Source organism: Sphingobacterium sp. MAE (genome assembly GCF_056711605.1).
In genome coordinates this window covers 1,532,742-1,557,704 of the sequence record NZ_CM160044.1, presented here as the reverse complement: position 1 = coordinate 1,557,704, position 24,963 = coordinate 1,532,742, and the positions used below count along the sequence as shown (strand labels likewise).

Below are 24,963 nucleotides of genomic sequence, written 5' to 3'. Positions count from 1 at the left end.
AAATAATCTAAGATAAATTGTTTAAAAAATTGGCACATATCACTATTTTTTCTACCTTTGCATCACTTTCAGAAACGGATTTATTTCCAAAAAGAAAGGATTCCGTAGCTCAGCTGGTAGAGCAATACACTTTTAATGTATGGGTCCTGGGTTCGAATCCCAGCGGGATCACAAAAAAAAGCTTCACAGAGTGTGAAGCTTTTTTTGTATCCAATGGGATGAGAACAGAAGTGTTGGGATGGGTTCGACCTTTTTCTGTTTAAAGATGTTAGGGATTCTAATGTTACATACTTATACAAATCCTCTTCAACAGCCTTTTTTTCAAGAAAAAGTGCCGCATTAAAAATGATTGATAAAAATCACCATCATTTCTCAAATTTCCAGCAATCAAAAAACATGATATCTTCTGGAGCTTTACCCAGAAAAACAAAATAAAGATCATGTATTCCCTTTAATTTTTTCTCTAAGGAGATGTCAACTGCTGCCCAACGATCATCGCCTCCAGTCAATGGAATTTTAACAGAACCCACAACCTGACCATTTTCTGATCCTAATCGAATCTGCATTTCGACACCGCTGTTATGAGTCGTTCCTACCCGTGCAAAAAAGGATGCCGCTCCTTCATGACCAAAATCAACATTTTTAACAGCAGTAAAAGCTCCACTTTTTTTGGCTTTTACAAATACGCCTACTTTATTGTTTTGATAAGATTTTACCTCTTTTGACCACGCAATGGTTTCTGCTTGAGTCAACTCATACGGATTTAATGTTGCGATAGCCTTTTTTATCCCTTCATTCATTGAAACCTGTGGAATAGTTCCATCGGTATTAAATGTTAATTCTTGTACACATACCGAACGCGTAAATCCAGTTCCACCCGGGAGGCCCGCATTATGATAAAAGAAATACGTCTTACCGCGAAAGTCAATAACACCGGGATGGTTAGTAAATGATCCACCTTCTGCAGGCATAACAATACCGCCGTATTTCCATGGACCTTTTACGCTTTTACTGGTGGAATAACCAATAAACTCGGGAAGCGGCCCGCCTGGCCAAAACAAATAATACAACTCTTTACGCTTATACAACCACGGGCCTTCTTCATATTTGGTCGGGCGTTCCGGATTGTCATTTCTTTTTCCAAACGCTTCCTCTGTCATTGGTACCTCAATAATCTGTCCTGTGTAAGATATCATGTCTTCGTTTAATTGCACATACTTCAATTTTGGATTACCCCAATACATATGGGCTGTCCCGTCCTCATCAATAAAAATGGTAGGGTCAATATCTCCCCATTCACTTTGCACGAGTGGCTTACCCAATGGATCATAAAATGGTCCCAAAGGACTATCACCAACTGCGACTCCTATCGCACCACGATTGTTCAGCTTGGAGATAACCGGAACATAAAGGTAAAACTTACCATTTTTCTCCACACATTGTGCGGCCCAAGCATCTCCTTTGGCCCATTCAAAATCGGTGTATGGAAGTATTTTACCATGATCGGTCCAGTTCAGCATATCATTGGTCGAATAAGCGCGCCAATTGTTCATATTGAACCACGTGGATTTATCTTCATCATGTGTCGTATAGACATAAAGTCGATCGTTGTAAACCATTGGTGCCGGGTCGGCGGTGTAGGTAGTCTGTATAATTGGATTTTGAGCAAATAGCCTTGTTAAAGTTGCTGTCAGAATCAATATGAGTAAATAGCGCATCATTTATTTGGTCAATTGGTTTTAATGATATTTTTAGATTTATATTTTATTATACTTTATAAGCTCAATTAGGTTAGAACTACTGTATTCGGCTTAGTTTATAAAAAAGTACGCCGTGTGCTGGAATTTCCATTGAGAATGGACAATTTGCGTCATAAACAACAATAATAAGATGAGCATTCCTTTTTTTATTCTATGTAGCATATTCAGTGTTTAAGTTATTTACGGTAATACAGGTTTATACTGATCAAAAATTAATTTATTTATTAATGCTTTTCTCAATAATTTTCAACAGAAGCAAAACCAAAAATAAATATTTAAAAAAATTAATATCCTTGGAAAATGTCTGAATATATTAAATAGCTGATAAAAGTCATATTTTAAGATATGAAATGAATCATTTTGAAATGACTTCGAAACTCCTTTGTAACTGAACGATAGCCAAAGAATGGTCTCCTATTGGGTACATAGTTTAAATTATCAGAAACGGGTATTAAAAAATGCTTCATGTTATTCCCTTTAATGCGCGGTATTTTGACCCGATAAAATACTGACCCTACCCTGGTTATGGCAAAGTGCTTCGGCGCCTTCCCGTCTCTGCTAGCGAGTCCGCTGCCGACATCTGTAAAAAATTAATTAACACTGAACTAACTACTAAAAGACCGATTTGAAATCGACATGCTACTACCGCTGTTGGTATCTTAGACAAGATTGGACATATCACCGAAAATTATAAAGTGGAATTTCCAACCACATTTTACACCTGTGTAACAGTGAGTTAAAAGCGATGTAACAAAAAACAATGTTTATGAAACAAGGAGATATTTCAGTTTTAAAATGTTATTACGACATTTATAATCATAAGGGCTGTAGCACTCGACACATGTCAAAGTAATAGTCCTAAAACCAATTATAAATTCTAATAAAGTTATGAAAAATCCAAATGCGGGAATATTAATTCCTATGCTCCGACGAACTGTACCATTCCGATTTTTGACAGCTGTTGACAATCGATTGCAATATGGTGCATCACAAATTAACGTCGTTTCTTATACCAGTAATAATTTGGTTTAGAAACTAGATCGAAGACAAGATTCTTTTCAGAAAGAAAAATCTGAACAACAAGCTAACCTATTTAAATTATGAGAATTCAACTATTAATCATTCTCTTTCTGTCTACTTGTGTGTATGCATTTGGACAAAGTACACAGATAGAGGGCTCCGTTAAAAATACATTAGGCGAGCCATTAATCGGCGTCACAGTAGGAATCGAAAATTCCAGTACGGTAACCAAGACGAACAAAGATGGATTTTATACAATAAGAGCACAAAAAAATGCAAATCTGAGCTTTTCGAGTGTAGGTTATCAATCCATCACTGTAGCGATTTCAAATCGTAAGACGATCGACATTATTCTACAAGAGGACACGAGGAAAATTGACGAAGTCGTCGTCAACGTGGGTTATGGTACCATGAAAAAAAGTGATCTTACTGGTGCTGTTTCGTCCATCAGCTCAGAGAGTATACAGCAATCGGTACCCACGACGATAGATCAGGTCTTTCAGGGGCGAATAGCAGGTTTGCAAATGTCATCCAACTCAGGTCTTCCGGGTGGAGGAAGCTCTATTCAAATCCGGGGTATAAACTCGATCAACAGTACGAATGAACCTATTTACGTCGTCGATGGAGTCATTATGAGCGGACAGACAGGTAATAACGACGTGAATGCACTTGCAGGGATAAACCCAAATGATATCGAGAGTATCGAGGTGCTTAAAGATGCATCTGCTTCGGCGATTTATGGGGCCCAGGGCGCAAATGGTGTCATTATTATCACCATGAAAAAGGGAAAAAATGCTCGTCCCATTATCAATTTCAATACAAAATATGGTTTGGAAGAGCTCCCAAAAAAGATAAAAATGATGAACCTAAGGGAGTATGCTGTACACCACAATGCTTTCTCCGATGTGCTCGGCTATGGCCATCGTACAGACTTTGCTCACCCAGAGTACTTAGGCGAGGGAACAAATTGGCAAGACGAACTCTATCGAGTGGGGAATCTACAAACTTATGATATCGCTGTAAGAGGCGGAAACACGATCTCCAATTATGCAGTTTCGGCTGGTTATCTCAATCAAGATGGAATGATCTACGGGTCAGGTTTTAAGCGATTCACTTTCCGGTTGAATCAGGAAACCGAATTACGTCCTTGGTTAAAAATGGGAGCTGTACTCAATGGAAATTACACCAAGCAAGCTACGGCAGTTTCATCATGGAGTGTTGTAGGAAGCTCCCTGCTTCAAACACCATCCATCCCTGTTCGCAACGCCGATGGCACATTTGGAGGACCTTCTTCCGAATACGATGCCAATAATCTGGGATTTTCAAACCCTTTGGCAATTGCACAGCTCAACCAACGTAATCGTACTCAATTTGGAGGAAGAGGAAATTTTTATCTGGAATTTAAACCCACGACATGGATGAATTTTAGATCCGAGCTTACTGGCGAAGGCAATACAAATAACTATCAGCAGTTTTTACCGGCTTATGCTTTTGGCGCTTCGATCAAATCCAACGCCGAAACCAGGCATGAGAAATCCTTCAATACCTTCTGGTCACTCAAAAACCTTTTTAATTTCAACAAAGATTTCGGTAAAAAGCACAAAACAACATTAATGCTCGGGCATGAAGTCATTGCCACCCGATATGAATTTTTAATGGGTGAGCGCCAATATGGCTCAAGCGAGCTCCCTGGTCTCGACGCTGGGGACGCAGAGTATGATTCGAATGCGGGGAATTCCAATGAAACTAAACGGGTTTCTTTCCTGGCGCGAGGTACCTATAATTATGATGACCGATACCTTTTTACAGCCACATTTCGGCGAGATGGATCGCACAATTTCGCAAGAGGTCATAGATGGGGAAATTTTCCTTCGGCAGCGCTCGCATGGCGAGTATCTCAGGAAAGATTTTTCTCTCCTTTGAAAAACACCATTGATGATCTCAAATTTAGAGTAAGCTATGGCGCTGTAGGAAATGCCAATGTAGACGCTTTTGCTTATCAGGCCATTTTGGCTAATACCCTCACCAACAATTGGGGTGTCGGTTATTCAACTTCAAATATTCCGAACGAAAATATCACATGGGAGACAACAAGATCCTGGAATGTAGGTTTTGACCTGAGTTTTTTAAAACGACGTGTCGAACTGGTTTTTGATGCTTACAACAAAATCACAGATGATCTACTGCTTCGTTTGTCGTTACCCTCATTTACTGGTACCCGTGGCAATACTCCTGGTTCTGCTGCTCCTCCTTATTATAATATTGGTGCTATACAAAACAAAGGAATTGAGTTTTCCCTCAATACACATAACATCAAAAAACCTGATTTCAATTGGCGAAGTGGACTGGTATTTACCCTTAATCGAAATAAGGTGACCCGGATGAATACTACTACAGCGACAATCCAGCAGATTGATTATTCCAATGGAACCAACATCATCACACAGACCATGCAGGGCCAGCCTATTTCGCAATTTTACGGATACAAACAGGTTGGCCGCATCAACACTGCTGGCGACTATCTGAAAGACAATGGTGACGGAACTAGCACTGTGATCACTGCGACTTTTAAAAATAGAATCGGTGATATTGTCAATAATGAAGGACTGGCAACTTCTACCTATGTGGGTGATATCCTGTATGCAGATCTGAATCAGGACGGCATCATCAACGACGCCGATATGACATTGATCGGAAGCCCGCTGCCCAAATTCACCTTTGGGTTTAACAATACATTCAATTATAAAAACTTTGATCTCACTGTATTTTTGAATGGTTCCTTCGGACATAAAATCTTTAATATTTTAAGGACTTCGTTGGATAACCCCAGAACTTATAGCAACGTCCGAAAAGATGTTGCCAATTATGCAAAAATCGGTTATCACGACGGTAATGCAGAAAACACGAACGTATGGAATGCTTACGTGTTACCGGGCTCAGATCCAGAATTGGGACGCATATCCGTCAGAGATGCCCAAAATAGCATATTTAGTGACCGCTTTGTAGAAGATGGCACATTCCTGAGAGTACAGAATATTGCACTTGGTTATCGGTTTCCAACCAAATTCCTGTCTAGGTATAATATCAATAATATCCGTGTGTATTCTAATCTACAAAATGTGTTCATCTTCACAAAGTATAAAGGATATACACCGGAGGTGGGCTCCAGCTCGGGTCAAAGTATGCTTCGCTACGGCGTTGACGGCGGTTTTGTCCCTTCACCACGTACATATACATTAGGTTTAGACATCACTTTTTAACGATTTGATCATGAAAAAAGCATTTTATTATATTCCATTAGCCTGCGCTGCTCTATTAGGCTTTTCCAGTTGCGAAAAATACCTTGATGTAACATCAGAAACACAGAAGCAGGCAACACAATCATTTAAAAACATAGCAGATTTACGTGGCGCAACAGCATTTCTATACTGTCGACCATGGTATACCACCAACACATCAGTACGAGAAATTACAGAAGCCAGAGCTGGTAATTTATATGTTGACGGGGTGACAGGTGAATTGATAACAACAGCCCTATTCTCTGAAGTTGCCAACTACAATAATATCGCAAACTCCTGGGCATCTTTATACCTTGTGATTACCCAAGCTGATTACATCATCAATGATTATGTGAAGACAGCGATAGAGAATGGTGTAAACGAATCGGAGGCAAAAGCATGTGAAGCTGAAGCGCGTTTTATGCGTGCAGCTGCTTACTGGTACCTTGCCAACTTATGGCATGATGTACCCATTATAGACGATCCCCGAAACCATACATTAAATCCCTTGACACCACCACATCGCTTTGAAGATGTGGTGCAATACGCCATTAACGACCTGATATTTGCATCCGAATACCTCAAAGATGCCGATACAAAAGGGCGAGTGACCAAAGATAGTGCGCGTGGGATGCTGGCAAGGATATACCTCATGGCAGCAAATTATGCGATGGGCAACCATTTCTCAAACGATTATATAAACCGGAACAATGCAGGAAGCAACAGCGGATTGGCAGATAACTATTTCGAACAGGTAAAGAAACTCTGTCAACAAGTGGTTGAAGGCGGGTATTATTCCATGTTGCCCGATTTTGAACAACTGTGGCGAACTCAAAACAATAATAATTCGGAAACACTATTTGGCATTCAATTTATACCTGGTATTACTGAATGGGGATATACGAGTCCATTGAATGATCTTGCCTACAATAGGGAGTTAACAGGCAACTTGAATGGAGGCGGGACGATATTTGTTTCCTATGATATGCTCAAGTCTTTTGTTGATGATGGTGCAGTGGCCAGAATGCGAGGAAGTGTTGCGGTTCCTGGACAGAATTACAATTATATAGGAACTCACTTAAGCGCTGGAAGCTGGACTGTACCTAGCGGTAAAACGAAAGTCAATCTAAAAAAATTCGTCGTCGGCAGTAGTAAAGACACCGATGGTGCAGCCGTTCAAGGCAATACTGGTTTAGTATCGCCTATGTTACGGATGTCCGAAATCTATCTTATGTACGCTGAGGCTTCCCTCGGAAAACAACAACAGACTAATGATGCAGTCGCGCTAGCTTACTTTAATAAAGTGAGGGAAAGAGCGTTCAGCAAAAATATCCAGAACTTCGTACCTGCAACCACTATTACCCGAGACAACTTATTTACGGAAAGAAGGCTGGAGTTTTTTTATGAGACGATCTACTGGACTGATCTTAAAAGAAGATCTTTTTACGACATGGACTGGGTCCTCAACTTTCTAAACAATAAGCTAAAAGATAGCGATGCGGAAACCCCTTTTACCAATTATGCCTCTTGGGCTTATACGTACGATCCTCTACTCTATCCGACAGGCAAAGGCTGGACAAACTCTCCTCGCGCCCAGAGTGGTTACAAACCCCAGGCCGTGGTACATAACTTGCCAGCAGGATCTTATGTGCATGCAGTGGGTGCAACCTCCAATATTTGGTGTTTGCCCTATCCATCTGCAGATGTAACTACCGATCCTGAACTGACCTCAGCTCCCATAAATTATGACTTTAACTAATTTGATATGAGAAATTTGAGAATTACATATATATTTATCTTAGCGCTGATATGTTATAGTTTTTTTTCATGCAAAAAAGATTCATCTAGCAGCAGCATACAGGTGACAGGTATCTGGTCACACAGCAGAAATACAGAAACCACCCAGATATCTTCTATTTTTTTTAATAATTGGATCCGTATTCACGGCAATGGTTTTACTGGGCTACAGCGCGTCTATTTTAACGGAACACAGGTACCTTTTATACCTATTTACGTGACCGACACTGACATTATCATCAACGTCCCAGAGACCATACCGACAGGAAGTGACGTCGCGGACCAAACACGTTTGAACACCATCCAGCTTGTTACCGCAACAGGTCAAACCAGTTTTGAGGGATTCATTTTTCGAGATCCAGATAAAATTCCATCGATCAGTGGAATATCCTATACCATGCCCTATGCTGGAGATGTTATTGAGATCTATGGGAAAAATCTGAAAGAGGCTAGTGTCATCACCTTTCCTGATTCAACAAAAGGAACCATAAGATCGGCCAATGATTCAATCTTACAAGTAATTGTTCCAGAAAACATCGATAGACAAAAATATGGACGTATTACAATTGATATCGATAATGAACGATATTCGTCAGCTCCTTATATGTTTTTCCAGAATGGAATTTTTCTAAAGACTTTTACTGAAGAGGCCATGGTTGCTGGTGGCAATAACGGGATCAGAATCTACTCAAATCCAGCAGATATTGCAGCATTAACAGGCATTCAACACAATCCAGAAAACGTGATTGCTATCCCAGCTACAAAAACAGATATACCTGTAGCAGCAAACAATGGTATAAGCGGTAACTTCTTTAAATTTTACGCTTATAAAGCTTTCAACACATTGATTGAAAAAAATGGCGATATAAAAGGAACCACCTCGATTGAAAATCTTGCGATACAATTTGAACTCTATATGCCGTCACCATGGATATCAGGTGCTATTCCGTTTAAAATGAATAAAAATAGAAGTGGCGTGAATTATGCCTATCTCTATAATATTACGGCATGGGAATGGAAAAAATTAGTTTCGGGCGGTGTCGAATTAAATCCGTTTAAATTTGACAATGGGTGGAAAACGATCACACTCAAATTTAGCGACTTTCCAACTCTAGCCATGAGTTCGCTAAAAGACTATTCGACATCACTGCAAACAAATGGCTTCGAGTCTTTAGTGGGCTATGTTAATTACGATCTCAACGAAGATGGCCATACGCCACAAGCCGTAAAGAATTTCCAAATGTACCTGGCAAACTTCAGGCTTGTTCCCTTAACAAATTTAGAATAACAAATCAGTCATATCATCCCTCCATTATCAATCCTTTCCGCCCAGAATTATCACTAATTCCTGGGCGGATTATTTTTGGGAGAAAATATCTGTAAAACATGTTTCGTAGCCTTTTAAAACCTTACCTCTTATTTCCACCCATTTACAGTGTTGATCATAGCTCGATTGAAGGAGAGTTGAAAGCCTTTGTTCTGTGTATTTCCGACATAAGCTCTATTGCTGTCCCCATTACTGAGGTCTAGCTATAGGCGTTGTTCTGGCACAAGTTTATCCACAAATGTTGCCGTAGATCAGTCCCGCAACACGTGGAATGCTGATCTTACCTTACATCTTTATTGTAGGAAGCAAACACGTGCTGTTGATTAATATTGTTATTCACAAGTGCATCGTCGAATTTTCGGTTATGCCACACCCATTCCTGCCCCGATGTCTACTGTTAGACACGGGGCAGGAGTATTAGCCATCTATATATAAAAATTAGGTACTGGCGACGCGCTAATGGCGGCTGTTTAACGCTGCGCTCTCCCTGGGACCGAGGTAAGAGGGTTTCAGTCCTCCCAGGTCTATGAGTAAGCGCTGCAGCACGATACCCTGATCCAAAAAGCGGATTTTGAGGGTATGGTCTCCCGGTAGCAAGTTGTGCAACGAAACACTTTCGATGATGCGGCGTGCCTGCCACTGCCCCAGCTCGCCCTTGTAATGTCCATTAAAGTTGACCAGCGTTTCGGGCCCTCCGTCAATGGAAATTGCGTAGCGCAATCCTCTGTTTCCATTAAAATTGAGCGTGGGCGAAAATAATGCGATGACCTTTGCCTGCCGCTTTTCTTTCACACGGATTTTGTACTCTAGGGCAGTATTGTTTCCCAGGCTGACCGTGGGTGGTAATGTTGTCATAGCCGATACCGTCTTTCCCAAATCTGGGATCTCCGTCCACTCCACCCCGGGAGCACTGCTTGCTGCGCTATAGCTCGCTGCCTCCATGGCTATGTAACCATCCGTCTCCATAAACACCTTGGCTGCAGGAGCAGCGACGGGCTCAGATAAATAGCGAACGTTGGGCATGATTGCCTTCGCCGGTTCATTCCAGCTGCTATAGCCGATGCGTACTTGATCCATCATATGTACCCATTTGCCTTTGGCGATGCTATGGTTGTAGTGTTCGGTAAAAAGCGAATCACGCCGAAAGCAGGCCTTTACCCTGTCGGCCCAGTCATTTGCCCTGCGATGATTCCGCTCATAACAGTAGTCGTTCATGGCTTTGGCATGGTACATCTCATACAAGTTGGCGCAAGCATTGATTGGAAAAGCCACGAGCTGGTCGAATGCATCTTTCAAGGAATCCGGTAGCAGGTAATGGAGACGCGAGGCTTCCATGGCTAGCGTCTTATAGTCGTTGACTACGCTGTCCAATTCGTTATAATGTATCAGGCTAAACGTCTTATCATTCAGTAGTTCGGGTGTAACCCGATGGTTGTATTTGGCATAACGGTTGATCATTCCGGCGGCTTCCGCCGCATAGGCTTCACCAAACTGCTGCCGGCACCAGTCGTACGTATAAGCCATAAGGTTGCCTGCGTTAAACCTGTCTGGATCCCAGGCCATGTCTAAAAAAAATGAAATGGGAAACTCCATCGGCTTGAGGTCACCGACATTAACGATCCAGATGCGGTCTACTCCATGTCGGTAGGTTAGATTCATCTGTTCCCATACACGCTGGATCTGGGACACATTGATCCATTTAGCATTGCGGGGGGCACCCACATAGTCAAAGTGGTAATACATCCCATAACCGCCCTTTCGGGGTTTGGCTTCCAGTTCTGGCAACTTTCGGACATTACCCCAATTGTCATCACAGAGCAGCAGCGTCACATCCTCTGGCACCCGCATACCTTTATCGTAATAGTCCTGTACTTCTTTATAAAGGGCCCAGAGCTGTGGCGTTTCGGCAGCAGGTCGGCCTGTAACGGAGGCGATCAGACGGCGCTGATCCCTGACAATCTGTTCCAGTAGTCCTACATTCTCCTTTTCGCTCATGGGTTCGTCACCGTCACCGCGCATGGCTATGGTAATGATAGACTCCCAGGTTCGCGCTCGATCCATACCGCCACGCCAGAAATCCTGCAGTCCGGCTTTATTTTTAGCATAGTCCCAGCTGCCACCTTTTCCGTAGCGTTTCCATTCCGCTTGTGCCCTCGCCATCGGCTCGTGGTGCGAAGTACCCATCACGATACCCATTTCGTCAGCCAGCGGCCCGTTTTTAGGGTCATCATCATAAAATGCGCTCCCCCACATCGCTGGCCAAAGGTAATTGGCCTTAAGACGCAGCAGCAGTTCGAATACCTTTTCATAGAAATCCGCATTAAATCCGCCGAATGTTGCCTTGGACCAACCACTCAATGCCGGCGCTTCATCGTTCAGAAAAATGCCGCGGTATCTGACCTTTGGCTCCCCCTGCGTGTAGACTCCAGGCTTAACATATAGCTGCGACGCTTTCCGCACGGGTACATCTGCCCAATAATACCAAGGTGATACGCCAATCTGGGCCGAAAGTTCATAAATTCCGTAGATCGTGCCACGTTTGTCGCTACCGGCGATGACCAGAGCCGATTCAACTCCCTGAAGCGGCTGTTTGACCACTGTCATCACAAACTTTTCACGCTTCCCGGCCAGCTCTTTGCTGTCCAGAAGGCCTTTACGCACGAGACTGTCGATCAGAGCCGAGCGGCCGTAGGTGCCGATAATTATTTTAGACTGACCGCTCCCCTTTTGATGGGAGCTGTTGCCCGTGACCCGCACAAAATCTTTTTTTAGATTATCGAAAGCACGCAGTACCCCCCTGTGATCCTGTGGATCGACAAGCATGGGTAGCGGCACACCATCCTTAACCAGGGAAAGATAACCGGGCCGTGCGGTCTGCACCACAAAGCCTGTAGCGGCAGTATCAGCTGTGCTGCGCAGCATAGCGTGAGCAGTCTCCGAAAAACAGTAGATCAGCACTGCGACCAATAGGATGTTACGATGACCGCGACCGATCAAAAAGCTTGCACAGATCCTAAAAGCAGACCAGTCAGTTTTATTCAAAAATAACATGATAATCTTATTTACAATATTTAGAATTGGTATTTTAGCTCACCTGAATTCAGTACCATACAGCAGCCCTGCCAATCGTGTTACAGTAACATTAACGGACCAATGATATTACCACATTTCAAGAATTTAAAATTAGTCATCCTTACAGGTAGCAGCATATATGTATGTTACATTCCTTTTGGGCTTTGTTACGGCACTAATCGGTGATGTTTCATATTTATTTCAATTTGTTTCACAACCGCTAAAAGCAGCGATTTCATTACCGAAGCCTTCCTTTTTCTTTTCAGGATTGCGCGATAATATGTATCTTCAACAGAATAAACCAATAAAACCAATGCGGAGGGATTTTTTTTCGACAGTCATATTATTATTTGCTTTTGTACTCTATGCACACGGACAAGCGACGCGCATCTATGACAATAGGGATTATGGCTTTGGTGAACTCTCTTCCAATCTGACCAACAGTATCAGTCAGGACAAACACGGCTACATCTGGACAGGCACCGAGTACGGGCTTAACAAATTTGACGGAACTCGTTTTGTACAATATCTTCATGATGTGCAAGACAGTACTTCGGTATCCAGCAACAATATCATCATCCTTTATCTGGACCGTGATAAAAAGCTCTGGGTAGGCTGCAACAACGGCTTACAGTATTATGATGAAAACAGCGACAAATTTGTACGCATCAATTTTCCAGATCAGATCGCGCCCCACATTACGGATATCATTCATAAAAAAGACGGTCAGATCTGGGTAGCCACATCAGGTTGGGGAATCTTCGCTATCCAAGTAAACCGCAAACAGGCCGTATCATTGCCACGCCTCAATGCACTGGTGGGTGGTATGTTTGCCCGCAGCATCTTTGAAGACCGCGACAATGTCATCTGGGTGGCCATTGACCGCGTGGGCGTCTCTCAGGTTTCTACCGACCAGAAGCAGGTGAAGCGTGTTATTTCCGACCTACTCCCCATGCCTAAAGGCGGCAATTACGACATCATACAGCAGGCTGACGGTAAACTGGTATTCGCATCGCCGTCGAAGATCGGCCGACATGATCCGCAAAAAAATACATTCGAAGCTGTAGAATTCAAGGAAAAGCTCCGGTCTACTGTTACGGAGATCCAGCTTTCCAAAGCAAGCAAAAATCATCTGCTGATCACGACCGAGGGGGATGGCCTCTGGTATCTGGATCTGGAAAAAACTCCGCTGATTGCGGCACATGCTGAGCTGCCTAATCTGGACAATGATTACCGAAATGGACGGATACGCACGTTGCTGCAGGACCGAGAAAATAATCTCTGGCTCGGCTGCTTTCAGCGGGGCCTGGTTTTTATTCCCGTACAGAGCAAGCAGTTTGAGTTTTGGCGTATCCTAAGCCGGGAGAAAGCAGCTCAAAATATGATCAGCGCGATCACGCGGGACCAGCAAGGAAATATTTGGTATGGCGTGGAGAACGAAGGCGTATTTAAAACTGACCCTCAGGGCATCTCACACCAGCAAATAAATGCAGTGCAGGATATCAATAAACTGGAAACTGCGGCGGACGGAACAATCTGGTTCAGCTCTTATGACAATGGATTGGGGCAGATTGACCCCAGCACAGGGCGGTCCACATATCTGAATATCTGCCAAAAAAGACAAGTAAAATCATTTGCCTTCGGCAAAAACAACAAGGTCTACATCGCTACTTTCGGTTCTGGTTTTGTTGAATATGATCTCGAGACCAAAGTCTCGCATAATTATAGCATGAATATTAGCAATTCAAAAAAAGGTACATTAGCTAACGATTGGATTTCAACTGTTTTGTGCGATAAGGATGGTCTCATCTGGCTGGGGCACCATAAAGGTCTGAGCTGTTATGACCCAGACGACAATAGCTTCCCTGGGCAATACACAGCTAATAGGCTATCCGAACAGATTACGCTCTCCTTATTAGAGGACGGATCAGGCAATATCTGGGCAGGTACCTATAACGGCCTATATCAGATCAACAAAAAATCAGGATCGATCAACATTTACACTACCAATAACGGCCTGTCCAGCAATGTTATAGCTGGCTTAGGTTGGGATCAGCAAGGGAACATTTGGTGCAGCACCTTCAAAGGTATCAATTGCCTGAATCCCAAGACCGAAAAAATTGTCAACTACTATACTGGGGACGGATTGGTTGATAGATCCTACAACCGTGGTGTACACTTTCAGGATACGCAAGGAAAAGTATACTATGGAGGAAGGCAAGGAATTACATCATTTTTTCCCGAAAAAATACAGTTGCATACATACTCCCACCCCGTGATGATCACCAATCTGTATGTCAAAAATCAGCCGATTAAGCCCGGTATGGCCCCCAGCGGAAGGGTCATCTATCATAACGATCTTATCGCCGCCAATGAGTTCTTTTTCCATAGCAATGACGACAGCTTTACTTTTGAACTGTCCACGATGGACTTCAACAGTCCCGAAAATGTCCGCTACGAATACCGCATCAAGGGAATTAACAAAAGCTGGAATGCTACGTTGCCAGGTGTCAATCTGATCACCTACAACAACCTATCCCCTGGCGAGCATGAGCTCGAAATACGCGCCTGCAAACTTGGTGTTTATTCACCAAGTCTCTTGGTGACGCTACATATTTTCCCGCCCTGGTATTTGAGTACTACGGCCTATTTCGTATACTTCATATTAGCGGCCGGCCTCTTATTCCTCATTATGAAATACCTGCACGAGCGGCGGCTGGAGCGCCTGCAGGCCTTACGGCTACAGCTGTTTACCGATGTGTCGCATGAGATCCGCTCGCCCCTTACCCTTGTGATGAGCCCGATCAACAAGCTCATGAAAAATGCCGCTGATCCGCAGACCAGATCCACGCTGCAAAATATGAATCGCAATGCGCAGCGAATCCTTGATCTGGTCAACCAGCTGCTCGATATCCGAAAGCTGGAAAGTGGACACCTGAACCTCAAGTTTGCCCGTGTCAATGCGGTGGATTATATCAAGCAGGTGATCAGCGTATTTGGGGATCAGGCTCTGGACAATCAGATCCAGCTTTTGGTGCACAGCGATTCCAGCGATATCCCTCTCTGGGTAGATGTGAACAGCTTTGAAAAAATCATGCACAATATTGTCTCCAATGCTTTTAAATTTACACCTAATGGCGGGCAGATTGAAATTTCGCTGGCTGTTCAGCAACTGGAAAAGGAACGTAAAATATTGGAACTTGTTGTGAGCGATACTGGTACCGGTATTGCCAAAAGTGATATCCGACATGTGTTCAAACGGTACTACCAGTCCTCCGCCGGTACAAACTACCAAAGACAAGGTTCGGGCATCGGTTTACATCTGACCAAGGTGCTGGTCGAACTGCATGGTGGAACGATACATGCCGAAAACAGAAGAGACAACAACGGTAGCCGTTTTGTGATCAGTCTTCCGATGGGCACTAAACACCTGCAAAAGGAAGACATCGAGATATGTGGACCAATTGGTGCCCTTCGGTCTGAAGAATCGTTTAAAAGCATTTCTGCTGATGTGCTATCTAGGAAAACTGACAATCCAAAAAAAGACTATAAGATTCTCATTATAGATGACGACCGGGACATCCTGAAGTTTCTACATCACGAACTCTCTTCGGCTTATCAAGTACTTATTGCCGAACATGGTGGCGACGGGTTTCAGCTCGCCCTTGCCGAGCAGCCCGACCTCGTTATCTCCGACGTCGCGATGCCGTGCATGGACGGCTATACTTTGCTCAAAAAAATCAAAGATAATAGCACAACCAACCATATCCCAGTGATCCTACTGACGGCAAAAACTAATCAGGAAGACCGCTTGGCGGGTATTGGACTAGGAGCAGATGCTTATCTGACGAAGCCCTTTATGGTCGATGAACTTCACCTTGTTGTGCGCAATCTTATCAAAAATCGCATGAAAGTAAAGGGAAAGTTCTCGGGCGCCCAGCAGCAGGAAGGCAAAATAAAAACGATCAGCTTCAAATCCAGCGATGAGCAGCTGATGGAACGTATACTCAAAACGGTCAACCAATATCTGGATAACTCGGACTTCAATGTGCAGTTTCTTGCGGACGAAGTGGGGCTGAGCCGTGTACAACTTCATCGTAAGGTGAAGTCACTGACTGGTATTTCTACCGGCGAGTTTATTCGTAATATCAGATTACAGCAAGCTGAAAAGCTGTTGTTGGAGAAAAAAATGAATATATCTCAGGTAGCCTATGCCCTTGGTTTTACAAATCAGACGCATTTCACGACCTTATTCAAGAAGATGTATGGGCTCAGTCCGACAGATTATATCGAGCGCCATCGCTACAAGGAAAATTGAAAGGCTGTAAAAACACCAGATCTTAAAATAAATATTAAATATCGGTACTGGAAAGAGCAATGATTAGCAGTTCATAGCCTCTCCAAAGCAGATATAAAAAATCATTGAATAAGCTAAAAAAAAGGACTGTTATTCTAAAACACTAAAATGAAAGTACTTCCGTATCACAGTTACCCCATTATAAAAGACGACAAAATATCGTTACGCCAGATTATGCCAACTGACGTTAAACACATTGTGGATATTTCGTTTTATGATGGCATTCAGGCAACAACATTTGAAATGGCGGTAGTTATGCAAGAAAGAATTGATGAGGATATTCGACAGGGAAATTCCATACATTGGGGTATTATAGATCATGTAACTAATAAAATTGTAGGAACTTGCGGACAAGGTTTTATGACAAACGCAATGCAGCTGGCAATTGATTTTGGACTAAAAGAAATAGGCTTAACACGTATTTGGGCCATTACATCAAAAGAAAATCTCAAAGCAATCAAGTTACTTGAACGTCTTAAATTTATAAAAGTCGTAGATTTAGAAGACAACGACATGGAATATGAATTAACACTTTAAAAAAAATAAATGAAATTTTACCTTGTTTTTTTACCAAATAAAATTTCAAATAATATCAATTAAAGTCTAAAAAAATGTCACACTTAAATATTGAGCCTTATCATCCGATCCCATTCAATAACTACATGCGGCGATCAAACAAAATATCAGATCGTTCGTGACCACGAATTAAGAGTTGATATTAGCCTCCTATTTGGATCATCAGAAAAGTGACTCACAAGGTCCGTATTTTTGTTTAAAGACAATAGCATTCGAAAGAAAGGTTGACCGTGTTCGATCCCAGATAGCTCGACGATCATATGTGGAAATTGCCGTCCCCACTCTAACAGATGAAAAAAGCTTGTTTTCGTCTATTTCTACAATTTCAAGATAATTACAAGTAAAAGAATCGGTTTTCATCGCAGAAAACCAGTGTTCTGTCTCGTATTTCAAAAATACGTTTATGAGATCGATAATTTTGTAAGGTCACTAAGATCAATACAAAATGAACAAAAAAGAAACACTAGAAAAAGTATCAGAATTGTCCCAAGTCACTATTGCCGATTGTAAAAAAGTATTGGACGCACTAGAAGTAGTTATGCAAGAAGAATTAGCCAACAGAAAAGGTATTCGAAATATATTCGATATGCTATACAAGTTGATGGGTGTATTCAAAAGTAAATAACACCTGTCCTTTTTTAGATCTGCTTTGTGCGAGAACCGATCGCCAAAGTTAAGCTACTTCGACAGGCAATATTTCTTTGATCCAGTTTTTTCTCAAAAGCGTATTGAAAAATGAAATTTATTCTTTTAATTTATACTACAAAACCATTGAACCGCAAGCCATGACTACCGATCTACAAAAACTGCATAACATTTGGCTGGAAACCAGAGCGCATCAAAACACCGATTACCCTATGATTGGTTTTGACAATCTCACCAATGCTGTAATCAGTACAGGACCTTTTTATTATTATGTGATAGATTTTTATGATATGTCTTTATCACACGTAAACGGTGATATTGAAGGGATTCATGGTCTTGATCCGGCGGTAGTCACGTTCAATGATATATTGCTTACCATTCATCCGGATGATGTTGATTTTGTAGCAAATGCGGAATCCTTTATTAATAGATTTTTTCGTGAACGGATTGCAACAGAAAAACTGCTCAGTTACAAAATGAATTATAGCTTCAGAAGCAGAATGAAAAATGGGGAATATGTTTTATTAAATCATCAAGCAATCATGCTCAGCATCGATACAGATGGAAGATCGGGTAAATCGCTTAACATCCATACGCGAATTGATCATCTGAGCAGCTTAAATACACGAAAGATATCTCTTATTGGTCTCAATGGAGAACCCTCTTTCCTAAATATGAGCCTTCCGGAAAAAGCTTTACCTTCTTTTTCAAAAAGAGAAATACAAATATTGAAACTTATCGCCGAAGGGTTGAGCAACAGCGAAATAGCAGAAAAATTATTTATCGCGACCATTACGGTTAAAAAACACCGTCAAAATATTCTTGAAAAAACAGATTGCAAAAACATTACGCAACTCATCAACCAATGCACACTGCAGGGATTGATTTAATATCGTTAAATCGATATTAGCTATAGAAATAATCCCTTATAATAAATTATGATAACACGCTATTCTTATTGCCCAATAAAAATACTCCTTTTGGGGTATTTTATCCATTATACTTTGTTTTTAATTTTGTTTTAATTTACCTAGAGAAAACAAATATCCGCTTCAAGTTAGATCTGAAAAGTGATACTACATCAACGAACTTATTCAGTTTGACAATTAGGATTGATTAACATAAGTAATTACATCTGAGATCAATAAATCTAAACATTATGAAATCTAAAGTATTGGCATTCCTATTGGTTATATGCTCCTTCAACCTTTTTGCGCAAAGCAAATCAGAGGTCATTAAAAACATCAATGACCTGCTTCAAAATGTAAAAAACGTTCGCATAATGACCAGCGAAAACAGTCCTACGCACATTACTCATACTTACATGAATTTTGCAGCACATTCCAGTAAGAAAGGATGGGTTTCATTTACCAGTGTGACATCGTGGGGAAGTGGTTATGAGAATCTAACTCTTACCTATTCTTTTGATCCGTCAAAGATTGAAAAAATAAGCTTGAACGATGAGCTTGATAAAAAACGGGGCAACAAAGCATTCTTATTTGCACTCACACTCGACGATAATAGTGTAGATATAACGAGTGTTCAAGGTGGTAAAACCAGTCGAGACCAATCAGATATGGTGGTCATGTATATCATGATGAAAGGAGATGATGGTTATGAGATTTATGATACGTTAGAGGAATTATTTCAAGAACTTGTAGAGGTATCTTAAGTCGAGTTTACGCTATGAGACTTTATCTTAGTGACCTCCTGCAATCACCATTTATTCTCGAGCTATTCATTTTGGTCAAATAAATTAAAAACAATAAAAAGGTGATATGAAACTCAAAGGAGCAGAAAAACATTTTTGGTGGCACTTTAGACACATCACGGATTCCAAACATATCCCTCTCGAGTTGCCTGGTTTTACCGCGATTGACGATATGGATGTTGATGATGAATACATCGGTATGATTGCCGCAAAAGTTTCCATTGTTCATCATATTTATTTAAAAGAAACAAAGGTTACGGATGTTGGGATTAAATTCATAAGTGATTTTAAACAACTGAAAACCCTAACGCTGATGAAGCATGCAGGAATTACCAAAGCCTGCTTGCCAGATATCAATAAACTAACCGATCTGGAGTACCTGGATGTCTGGAAGACGAAAATCCGATTGGAAGATGTAGATGCGTTAACTAACCTCAATAAATTAAAGGAGCTTTATGTGTCCCCGAACGATGAAGACGACGATTCGGACAGAGATGCTATCTTGGAAAAGATTATCAAAATAGAGGAAAAATTGCCAAACTGCTCGGTATATACTTCTCCACGATAATAAACCGAAATAAGAATCCAGTACTACAGATGAGGAGATAAAGATTGATCTTTTTAAAATATGGCACTCCATTCGTTAACGACTTAAAAGAAACGGGCAATAAAAAATTAAACCTTATAAACTAAAAATTATGAAATACGTATTCACATTCTTATTTTCTATTATGCTTTTAAGCGTAAGTGCTCAAAATAAACAAGAAACACTAAAATGGCTAAATAAGCATAAGAAATATATTACGATGGTTAATCCTAGCGGTTATAGCAGCGAGGATTTCACGGTGGAAATGACCGATAGTTTTATTCGGGCAGAAACCCGAAATGACGGTGACAAATATGAAGTTAAAATGTATTGGTCCGACATTAAGAAAACAATGTTAGGTCTAACAGACAAAGAAAAAGGTTATGTGACATTAAATACAAATGATGAAAGTTATTCTGCGCCTAGTATCACTTTATATTTATCAGATTACAGTACTGAAATGCGAGAAAAATTAACACGAATGGCAAATTTTAGTGGTAGTGATGTCACACTTCAAACACTGGATTTTAGAGGGAAATCATTATTTGGCAATTAACGTTGGACGACAAATAAATTTTATAATACAGCGTGCATAAAAATCAATCATATGACTTACGATGAAGCTTTTAAACACTATATCCTATATCAAAAAGTAATCGCTTGGGGATTCCAACATGAATCACGGGTTCTTCTACCGAATGGCTATTACGCTTTTCCTTGCGGCTATTTCACTGAGTATGAAAATGGATATAAAGTGATTGCAAGCGGAGCTACCCTACACAAAACCGCTATTCAGGAATCGATGATTCTAGATCCCGATGGAGTACCTATAGCTCGGGATACGGAAGATTTAAGGCCTTTTTCTTTTTGAGTAATCAGGCTACAAAGAGCATTTTTTATTCCCATTCAGAGGTAGTCTTCAACAGCCATTCATCCTATATTTCGATGTAATATACTCCTATTGGAGTATTTTTTCTGTTGTTCTTTCTCCTTAATTTTATGAGTGTAGGAGTAAAAAATAGGAATCTCAAATAAAACAGTTAGCCAAACAAATGAGATTCGGACAAAGAGGATTTATAATTCAGGACCTATTCATTGTACAATTAAACTTGATTACCTATGAAAACAGCAATTTCAACTGACTTGATTTCTGAAAACAGATTTCACCGTATTTTTTTAAAAAGGAAGAAATTACGGTTATATTCCAACGCCATTTACAAAACTCCCAACTATTGTAGATGGTTACTTGTGCTCATCTGCGCTGTCTTTTTCTTAACTGCAAGAGGACAACATGTTGCCACTCCTAATTCTTACGAAGGAATTTGGGCTGGAGTGCTAAAAAATAGCAAAGACAGTAAATTAGCCGTTATTGTAAGGATATCCAACGGTACTGCTACCCGATACAATTACAATGTTGATAACAAGAAAATTGAGAAGTATGACTTTCTTAAAGAAATGACGATGATTGTAGGCAATAACCTCAGTTACACATGGATGAATAAAGGAGGAGTATGGTCAGAAACCCAGACCCATATGATGTCCTATGCCGCACCTGATATGTTAAAATGCAGATTAATTCGACAAGTTACAAATACAGAGGAAAGTAAGGAGGATCCAGGCATGAATGATGAGTGGTCTACTTATTTCCAAGGTTTTTTAGATCGTTTTGAGTCTATTCAAGAACTAGAAAAATTTATGAATATTGATGATTAGATTGAAGTTTTGAAAATATGATCTTGAAAAAGCATCATCATCTGCAGGAATTATCTTGCTTTCACCGAAAATAGAAAGTCAAAAAAAGCTAATCCTATGATTAGCTTTTTTGTTGATGGCTACCAGAATTCAAAACAGATACAATACATCATTATTTTGATCCTGATTATGGTATGTATTATGCAGGTACGTTGAAACTTCCAATATAGATCATATCGTTATAATTACCGAGCGGTTTGTCTATGATAAGTTCTGCATCGGCATAACATAATATCGCATTTACCGTTGATATTCCTTTATCCACGCATGCTTGATAAATCTCCACTTCTGTTTGGTCATTCCATATCGGTAGTTCTTCAATGGCTGCCTGAACGCTCATTTTTTTGCGACTGTAGTAAACGGTGATCCAATCGACATCGTAATCGTACTGCTTGTCAATTGCTTTACTGAACTGGGATCTCAGGTTAAAGTCAGGAGCATTTCTAGCATAAGTTTCATCCGTTTTAAATCGATGATAATCTTTAATAAACTTGCTTTGATCAAAATATTTGTAAAATTGATCTTCTGTTTTAGTTGATGTTCCTGCCCAGATATGGATACGTTGTTCTGCCATTTTATTTCTTATACTTTTAGTAGACCGCAAAGGTACCCTAAATTACTGAACCTTTCTTTTTCATTTACTGCCAACATACTCGGTCAACATATCTTTTTTTAACGCAGTTAAGTTTTTTATATTTGCAGTTCAACTAGTGATTCATAACATGTCGACAAAGCAAACAAAAATTGAAAATTTCGATCCATCACAACCTGGCTTACCAGATTCAAGCATATATGGACTTCCTTTTACAGCAGAAGAAAGTGATATTATCGTCATACCGGCACCTTGGGAAGTGACCGTCAGCTACGGTAGTGGCGCTAGCAATGGTCCTGATGCTATTTTAAATGCTTCTTTTCAAGTAGATTTATTGCATCAAGAATTTCCGGATTTATGGAAATTAGGAATTTTCATGGACGAGGCTCCTGAGCACTGGTTAGAAAACAGTGAAAAATATAAAAATCTAGCCCAACCGATTATAGAGGCTTTAGAAAATGGTGAGGATATCGATAGCATCCCCGAATTAAAAAATAACTTAGAAGAGATTAACAAAGCCTCACAGCAATTCAATGACGAAGTAAAAGAACGTGCTTTATATTGGATGAATAAAGGCAAGAAGGTGATTCTTTTAGGTGGTGATCATTCGACCCCATTAGGATATTATCAGGCTTTAGCTGCAAACCACGATTCATTTGGCATATTACATTTTGATGCGCATATGGATTTACGCGATGCATACGAAGGTTTCACATACTCCCATGCTTCTATTATGTTCAATGCTATTCAGCTTCCTCAGATCGAAAAAATCGTTCAAGTTGGTATTCGTGATTTCAGTGAAGGTGAATTGGAAGCTGTAAAAAGTTCGAATAAAGTTAAAGTATATACCGATACCGATTTAAAAACGAACAGTTTTGAAGGAAAGACATGGAAAGATCAGTGTGATGAAATCTTAGCGCAGCTACCTCAAGATGTAGCGGTCAGCTTTGACATCGATGCTTTACAACGCTGGTACTGTCCAAATACAGGAACTCCTGTACCGGGCGGATTATCCTATGAGCAAGCAACTTATTTGTTGAGCAAATTGGCCAATAGCGATAAAAATATCGTTGGTATTGATTTGGTCGAAGTTGCACCAGGAGAAGATGATTGGGATGGTAATGTAGGTGCCCGATTGTTATTCCATTTATGTGGTGTATTTGCAAAAAACAATAAATTGGCTACAGGAACTAAAATTGTTTTATAACAGCATTAAAGACTAGATATCAAAATCAGATTGCCCCTACCCCCATATGGGTAAAATATTAAAATCCTGATACACAACACAGCAGGTAAAATGACAAACAAAGCCAATCTTTCGATCGGCTTTGTTGTTTTAATACAACATCATATGATATCCTCTATGTTTAAGCCATCTAGGCTTAAGTGTACTGCTCTTAAGATAGGGATCGAGAAGATTATCATGGACTGAATTGAATATCCTTTAACGATAGAACAAAATAAATTTGTAAATTAAAAAATTAGCGACGTCATTGTATGGTTACCACTAAAACTTTAGCAGAAAAAATTATTGACTTCAATAAACAATTACAGTATCAAGGTGATCTTCCTCCTGATTTTCAAGTATTAAATCCTTATTTAGGAAATCCGGAAACTTTGGTCGTTATGCAACAATTCTACCATACCTATTACAACGACACATCGAGTCGTAAATTCATCATTGGCATTAATCCGAGTCGTCATGGTGCTGGTGTCACTGGAGTACCATTTACGGACACCAAACGTTTGGAACACATTTGTGGTATTCCAATGAGATCGGCACACACACATGAAATTTCATCTGTTTTCCTTTACGATATGATCGCAGAATTTGGAGGCGCACAAGCTTTTTACAAACAATATTATATCAATTCACCTTTTCCCCTAGCCATTGTCAGAAGAACAAAAGAGAACAAATGGATCAACGCCAATTATTACGACGATAAAAATCTATTTGAACTGGTTAAACCCTTTATGATAACCTCGCTGAAAAAACATATAAGCTTAGGTCTAGATACCAGTGAAGCATTTGTATTAGGGAAAAAAAATGCAACATTTATTGAAAAAATAAACAAAGAAGAGCAGTTGTTTGAAAAATTGACAATTCTCGAGCATCCGCGTTATATACAACAGTATAAATCCCGAGATCGTGACCGCTATATAAATAAATATATCGGTGTATTAGGCACTTAAAAGTTTAGTTCAAAAATTATTTGGAGTATGTGCATAGAAATTCTATCTTTGCATCACTTTCAAAAAAGGAATACATTCCAAAAAGAAAGGATTCCGTAGCTCAGCTGGTAGAGCAATACACTTTTAATGTATGGGTCCTGGGTTCGAATCCCAGCGGGATCACAATAAAAAGCTAATCGCAAGATTAGCTTTTTTTGTTTAAAGATATTTGGGATTCGAAAGAAGAGAAAAACAAATCTCATTTATCATTTCAAACGCTAACAAAACAGCCTAAAATCATAGGTTCCTATAATATCT

At 40.4% G+C, this 24,963-nt stretch carries 18 protein-coding genes and 2 tRNA genes; 17 read left to right on the top strand and 3 right to left on the bottom strand.

What is annotated here, in order from left to right; all coding sequences use genetic code 11:
* The first annotated feature begins 98 nt into the window (after positions 1–98).
* A tRNA-Lys gene (locus AC06G9_RS06520) sits at positions 99–171 on the top strand.
* Between the two features lie 194 nt (positions 172–365).
* Here the strand turns inward: AC06G9_RS06520 and AC06G9_RS06515 are convergent.
* Positions 366–1,721, bottom strand: a complete 1,356-nt coding sequence (locus tag AC06G9_RS06515; protein WP_480957754.1) for a glycoside hydrolase family 43 protein — start codon at positions 1,719–1,721, stop codon at positions 366–368.
* A gap of 927 nt (positions 1,722–2,648) precedes the next feature.
* Here AC06G9_RS06515 and AC06G9_RS06510 point away from each other — a divergent pair.
* The 4 genes from AC06G9_RS06510 to AC06G9_RS06495 all read left to right on the top strand — a co-directional run bounded on the left by AC06G9_RS06510 (position 2,649) and on the right by AC06G9_RS06495 (position 9,143).
* On the top strand, positions 2,649–2,792 hold the full coding sequence (locus tag AC06G9_RS06510; protein ID WP_293925365.1) for a hypothetical protein: 144 nt from the start codon (positions 2,649–2,651) through the stop codon (positions 2,790–2,792).
* A gap of 68 nt (positions 2,793–2,860) precedes the next feature.
* Entirely contained in the window at positions 2,861–6,040 is a 3,180-nt protein-coding gene (locus AC06G9_RS06505; RefSeq protein WP_293925364.1) for a SusC/RagA family TonB-linked outer membrane protein, read from the top strand.
* Between the two features lie 10 nt (positions 6,041–6,050).
* Positions 6,051–7,817 carry a RagB/SusD family nutrient uptake outer membrane protein gene (locus tag AC06G9_RS06500; RefSeq protein WP_434438612.1) on the top strand — a complete coding sequence of 589 codons (1,767 nt, stop codon included), beginning with the start codon at positions 6,051–6,053 and terminating at the stop codon, positions 7,815–7,817.
* Positions 7,818–7,823: 6 nt separating this feature from the next.
* A complete protein-coding gene (locus AC06G9_RS06495) occupies positions 7,824–9,143 on the top strand; it encodes a glycan-binding surface protein (protein WP_480957753.1) in 1,320 nt (439 codons plus the stop codon).
* Positions 9,144–9,638: 495 nt separating this feature from the next.
* Here AC06G9_RS06495 and AC06G9_RS06490 read toward each other — a convergent pair whose 3' ends face one another.
* Complete coding sequence (locus tag AC06G9_RS06490; protein WP_480957752.1) at positions 9,639–12,233, bottom strand: glycosyl hydrolase 115 family protein; 2,595 nt, start codon at positions 12,231–12,233, stop codon at positions 9,639–9,641.
* A gap of 160 nt (positions 12,234–12,393) precedes the next feature.
* Between AC06G9_RS06490 and AC06G9_RS06485 the strand changes: the two genes are divergently transcribed.
* From AC06G9_RS06485 to AC06G9_RS06445, 9 genes are all read left to right on the top strand, one after another.
* On the top strand, positions 12,394–16,572 hold the full coding sequence (locus AC06G9_RS06485; RefSeq protein WP_480957751.1) for a two-component regulator propeller domain-containing protein: 4,179 nt from the start codon (positions 12,394–12,396) through the stop codon (positions 16,570–16,572).
* A 147-nt stretch (positions 16,573–16,719) separates the two neighbouring features.
* Positions 16,720–17,148, top strand: a complete 429-nt coding sequence (locus tag AC06G9_RS06480; RefSeq protein WP_480957750.1) for a GNAT family N-acetyltransferase — start codon at positions 16,720–16,722, stop codon at positions 17,146–17,148.
* A gap of 484 nt (positions 17,149–17,632) precedes the next feature.
* A complete protein-coding gene (locus tag AC06G9_RS06475; protein WP_045756216.1) occupies positions 17,633–17,812 on the top strand; it encodes an HU family DNA-binding protein in 180 nt (59 codons plus the stop codon).
* Positions 17,813–17,972: 160 nt separating this feature from the next.
* A complete protein-coding gene (locus AC06G9_RS06470) occupies positions 17,973–18,722 on the top strand; it encodes a LuxR C-terminal-related transcriptional regulator (RefSeq protein WP_480957749.1) in 750 nt (249 codons plus the stop codon).
* Positions 18,723–18,991: 269 nt separating this feature from the next.
* Positions 18,992–19,504: a hypothetical protein gene (locus AC06G9_RS06465; RefSeq protein WP_248754327.1), complete on the top strand. Its 513-nt coding sequence runs from the start codon at positions 18,992–18,994 to the stop codon at positions 19,502–19,504.
* Between the two features lie 106 nt (positions 19,505–19,610).
* Positions 19,611–20,111, top strand: a complete 501-nt coding sequence (locus tag AC06G9_RS06460; RefSeq protein WP_248754328.1) for a hypothetical protein — start codon at positions 19,611–19,613, stop codon at positions 20,109–20,111.
* A gap of 130 nt (positions 20,112–20,241) precedes the next feature.
* Positions 20,242–20,685, top strand: coding sequence for a hypothetical protein (locus AC06G9_RS06455; RefSeq protein WP_248754329.1), 444 nt, complete (start codon positions 20,242–20,244; stop codon positions 20,683–20,685).
* Positions 20,686–20,736: 51 nt separating this feature from the next.
* Positions 20,737–21,000 carry a hypothetical protein gene (locus tag AC06G9_RS06450; protein WP_045756212.1) on the top strand — a complete coding sequence of 88 codons (264 nt, stop codon included), beginning with the start codon at positions 20,737–20,739 and terminating at the stop codon, positions 20,998–21,000.
* Positions 21,001–21,248: 248 nt separating this feature from the next.
* A complete protein-coding gene (locus AC06G9_RS06445) occupies positions 21,249–21,842 on the top strand; it encodes a hypothetical protein (protein WP_480957748.1) in 594 nt (197 codons plus the stop codon).
* A gap of 178 nt (positions 21,843–22,020) precedes the next feature.
* Here AC06G9_RS06445 and AC06G9_RS06440 read toward each other — a convergent pair whose 3' ends face one another.
* On the bottom strand, positions 22,021–22,455 hold the full coding sequence (locus AC06G9_RS06440; protein WP_094773523.1) for an immunity 22 family protein: 435 nt from the start codon (positions 22,453–22,455) through the stop codon (positions 22,021–22,023).
* A gap of 148 nt (positions 22,456–22,603) precedes the next feature.
* On the opposite strand from AC06G9_RS06440, the gene AC06G9_RS06435 reads away from it, so the two are divergent.
* From AC06G9_RS06435 to AC06G9_RS06425, 3 genes are all read left to right on the top strand, one after another.
* The gene (locus AC06G9_RS06435; RefSeq protein ID WP_434438623.1) at positions 22,604–23,680 is read left to right on the top strand and encodes an agmatinase family protein; all 1,077 of its coding nucleotides are present in this window, start codon (positions 22,604–22,606) and stop codon (positions 23,678–23,680) included.
* 290 nt (positions 23,681–23,970) lie between these two features.
* Entirely contained in the window at positions 23,971–24,666 is a 696-nt protein-coding gene (locus AC06G9_RS06430; RefSeq protein ID WP_293925354.1) for an SMUG2 DNA glycosylase family protein, read from the top strand.
* A gap of 89 nt (positions 24,667–24,755) precedes the next feature.
* A tRNA-Lys gene (locus AC06G9_RS06425) sits at positions 24,756–24,828 on the top strand.
* The last annotated feature ends 135 nt before the right edge of the window (positions 24,829–24,963 follow it).

Coding starts and splice junctions, on each gene's coding strand:
- AC06G9_RS06515 (WP_480957754.1), bottom strand. CDS start 1,721: ATGATGCGCTATTTACTCATATTGATTCTGACAGCAACTTTAACAAGG.
- AC06G9_RS06510 (WP_293925365.1), top strand. CDS start 2,649: ATGAAAAATCCAAATGCGGGAATATTAATTCCTATGCTCCGACGAACT.
- AC06G9_RS06505 (WP_293925364.1), top strand. CDS start 2,861: ATGAGAATTCAACTATTAATCATTCTCTTTCTGTCTACTTGTGTGTAT.
- AC06G9_RS06500 (WP_434438612.1), top strand. CDS start 6,051: ATGAAAAAAGCATTTTATTATATTCCATTAGCCTGCGCTGCTCTATTA.
- AC06G9_RS06495 (WP_480957753.1), top strand. CDS start 7,824: ATGAGAAATTTGAGAATTACATATATATTTATCTTAGCGCTGATATGT.
- AC06G9_RS06490 (WP_480957752.1), bottom strand. CDS start 12,233: ATGTTATTTTTGAATAAAACTGACTGGTCTGCTTTTAGGATCTGTGCA.
- AC06G9_RS06485 (WP_480957751.1), top strand. CDS start 12,394: ATGTATGTTACATTCCTTTTGGGCTTTGTTACGGCACTAATCGGTGAT.
- AC06G9_RS06480 (WP_480957750.1), top strand. CDS start 16,720: ATGAAAGTACTTCCGTATCACAGTTACCCCATTATAAAAGACGACAAA.
- AC06G9_RS06475 (WP_045756216.1), top strand. CDS start 17,633: ATGAACAAAAAAGAAACACTAGAAAAAGTATCAGAATTGTCCCAAGTC.
- AC06G9_RS06470 (WP_480957749.1), top strand. CDS start 17,973: ATGACTACCGATCTACAAAAACTGCATAACATTTGGCTGGAAACCAGA.
- AC06G9_RS06465 (WP_248754327.1), top strand. CDS start 18,992: ATGAAATCTAAAGTATTGGCATTCCTATTGGTTATATGCTCCTTCAAC.
- AC06G9_RS06460 (WP_248754328.1), top strand. CDS start 19,611: ATGAAACTCAAAGGAGCAGAAAAACATTTTTGGTGGCACTTTAGACAC.
- AC06G9_RS06455 (WP_248754329.1), top strand. CDS start 20,242: ATGAAATACGTATTCACATTCTTATTTTCTATTATGCTTTTAAGCGTA.
- AC06G9_RS06450 (WP_045756212.1), top strand. CDS start 20,737: ATGACTTACGATGAAGCTTTTAAACACTATATCCTATATCAAAAAGTA.
- AC06G9_RS06445 (WP_480957748.1), top strand. CDS start 21,249: ATGAAAACAGCAATTTCAACTGACTTGATTTCTGAAAACAGATTTCAC.
- AC06G9_RS06440 (WP_094773523.1), bottom strand. CDS start 22,455: ATGGCAGAACAACGTATCCATATCTGGGCAGGAACATCAACTAAAACA.
- AC06G9_RS06435 (WP_434438623.1), top strand. CDS start 22,604: ATGTCGACAAAGCAAACAAAAATTGAAAATTTCGATCCATCACAACCT.
- AC06G9_RS06430 (WP_293925354.1), top strand. CDS start 23,971: ATGGTTACCACTAAAACTTTAGCAGAAAAAATTATTGACTTCAATAAA.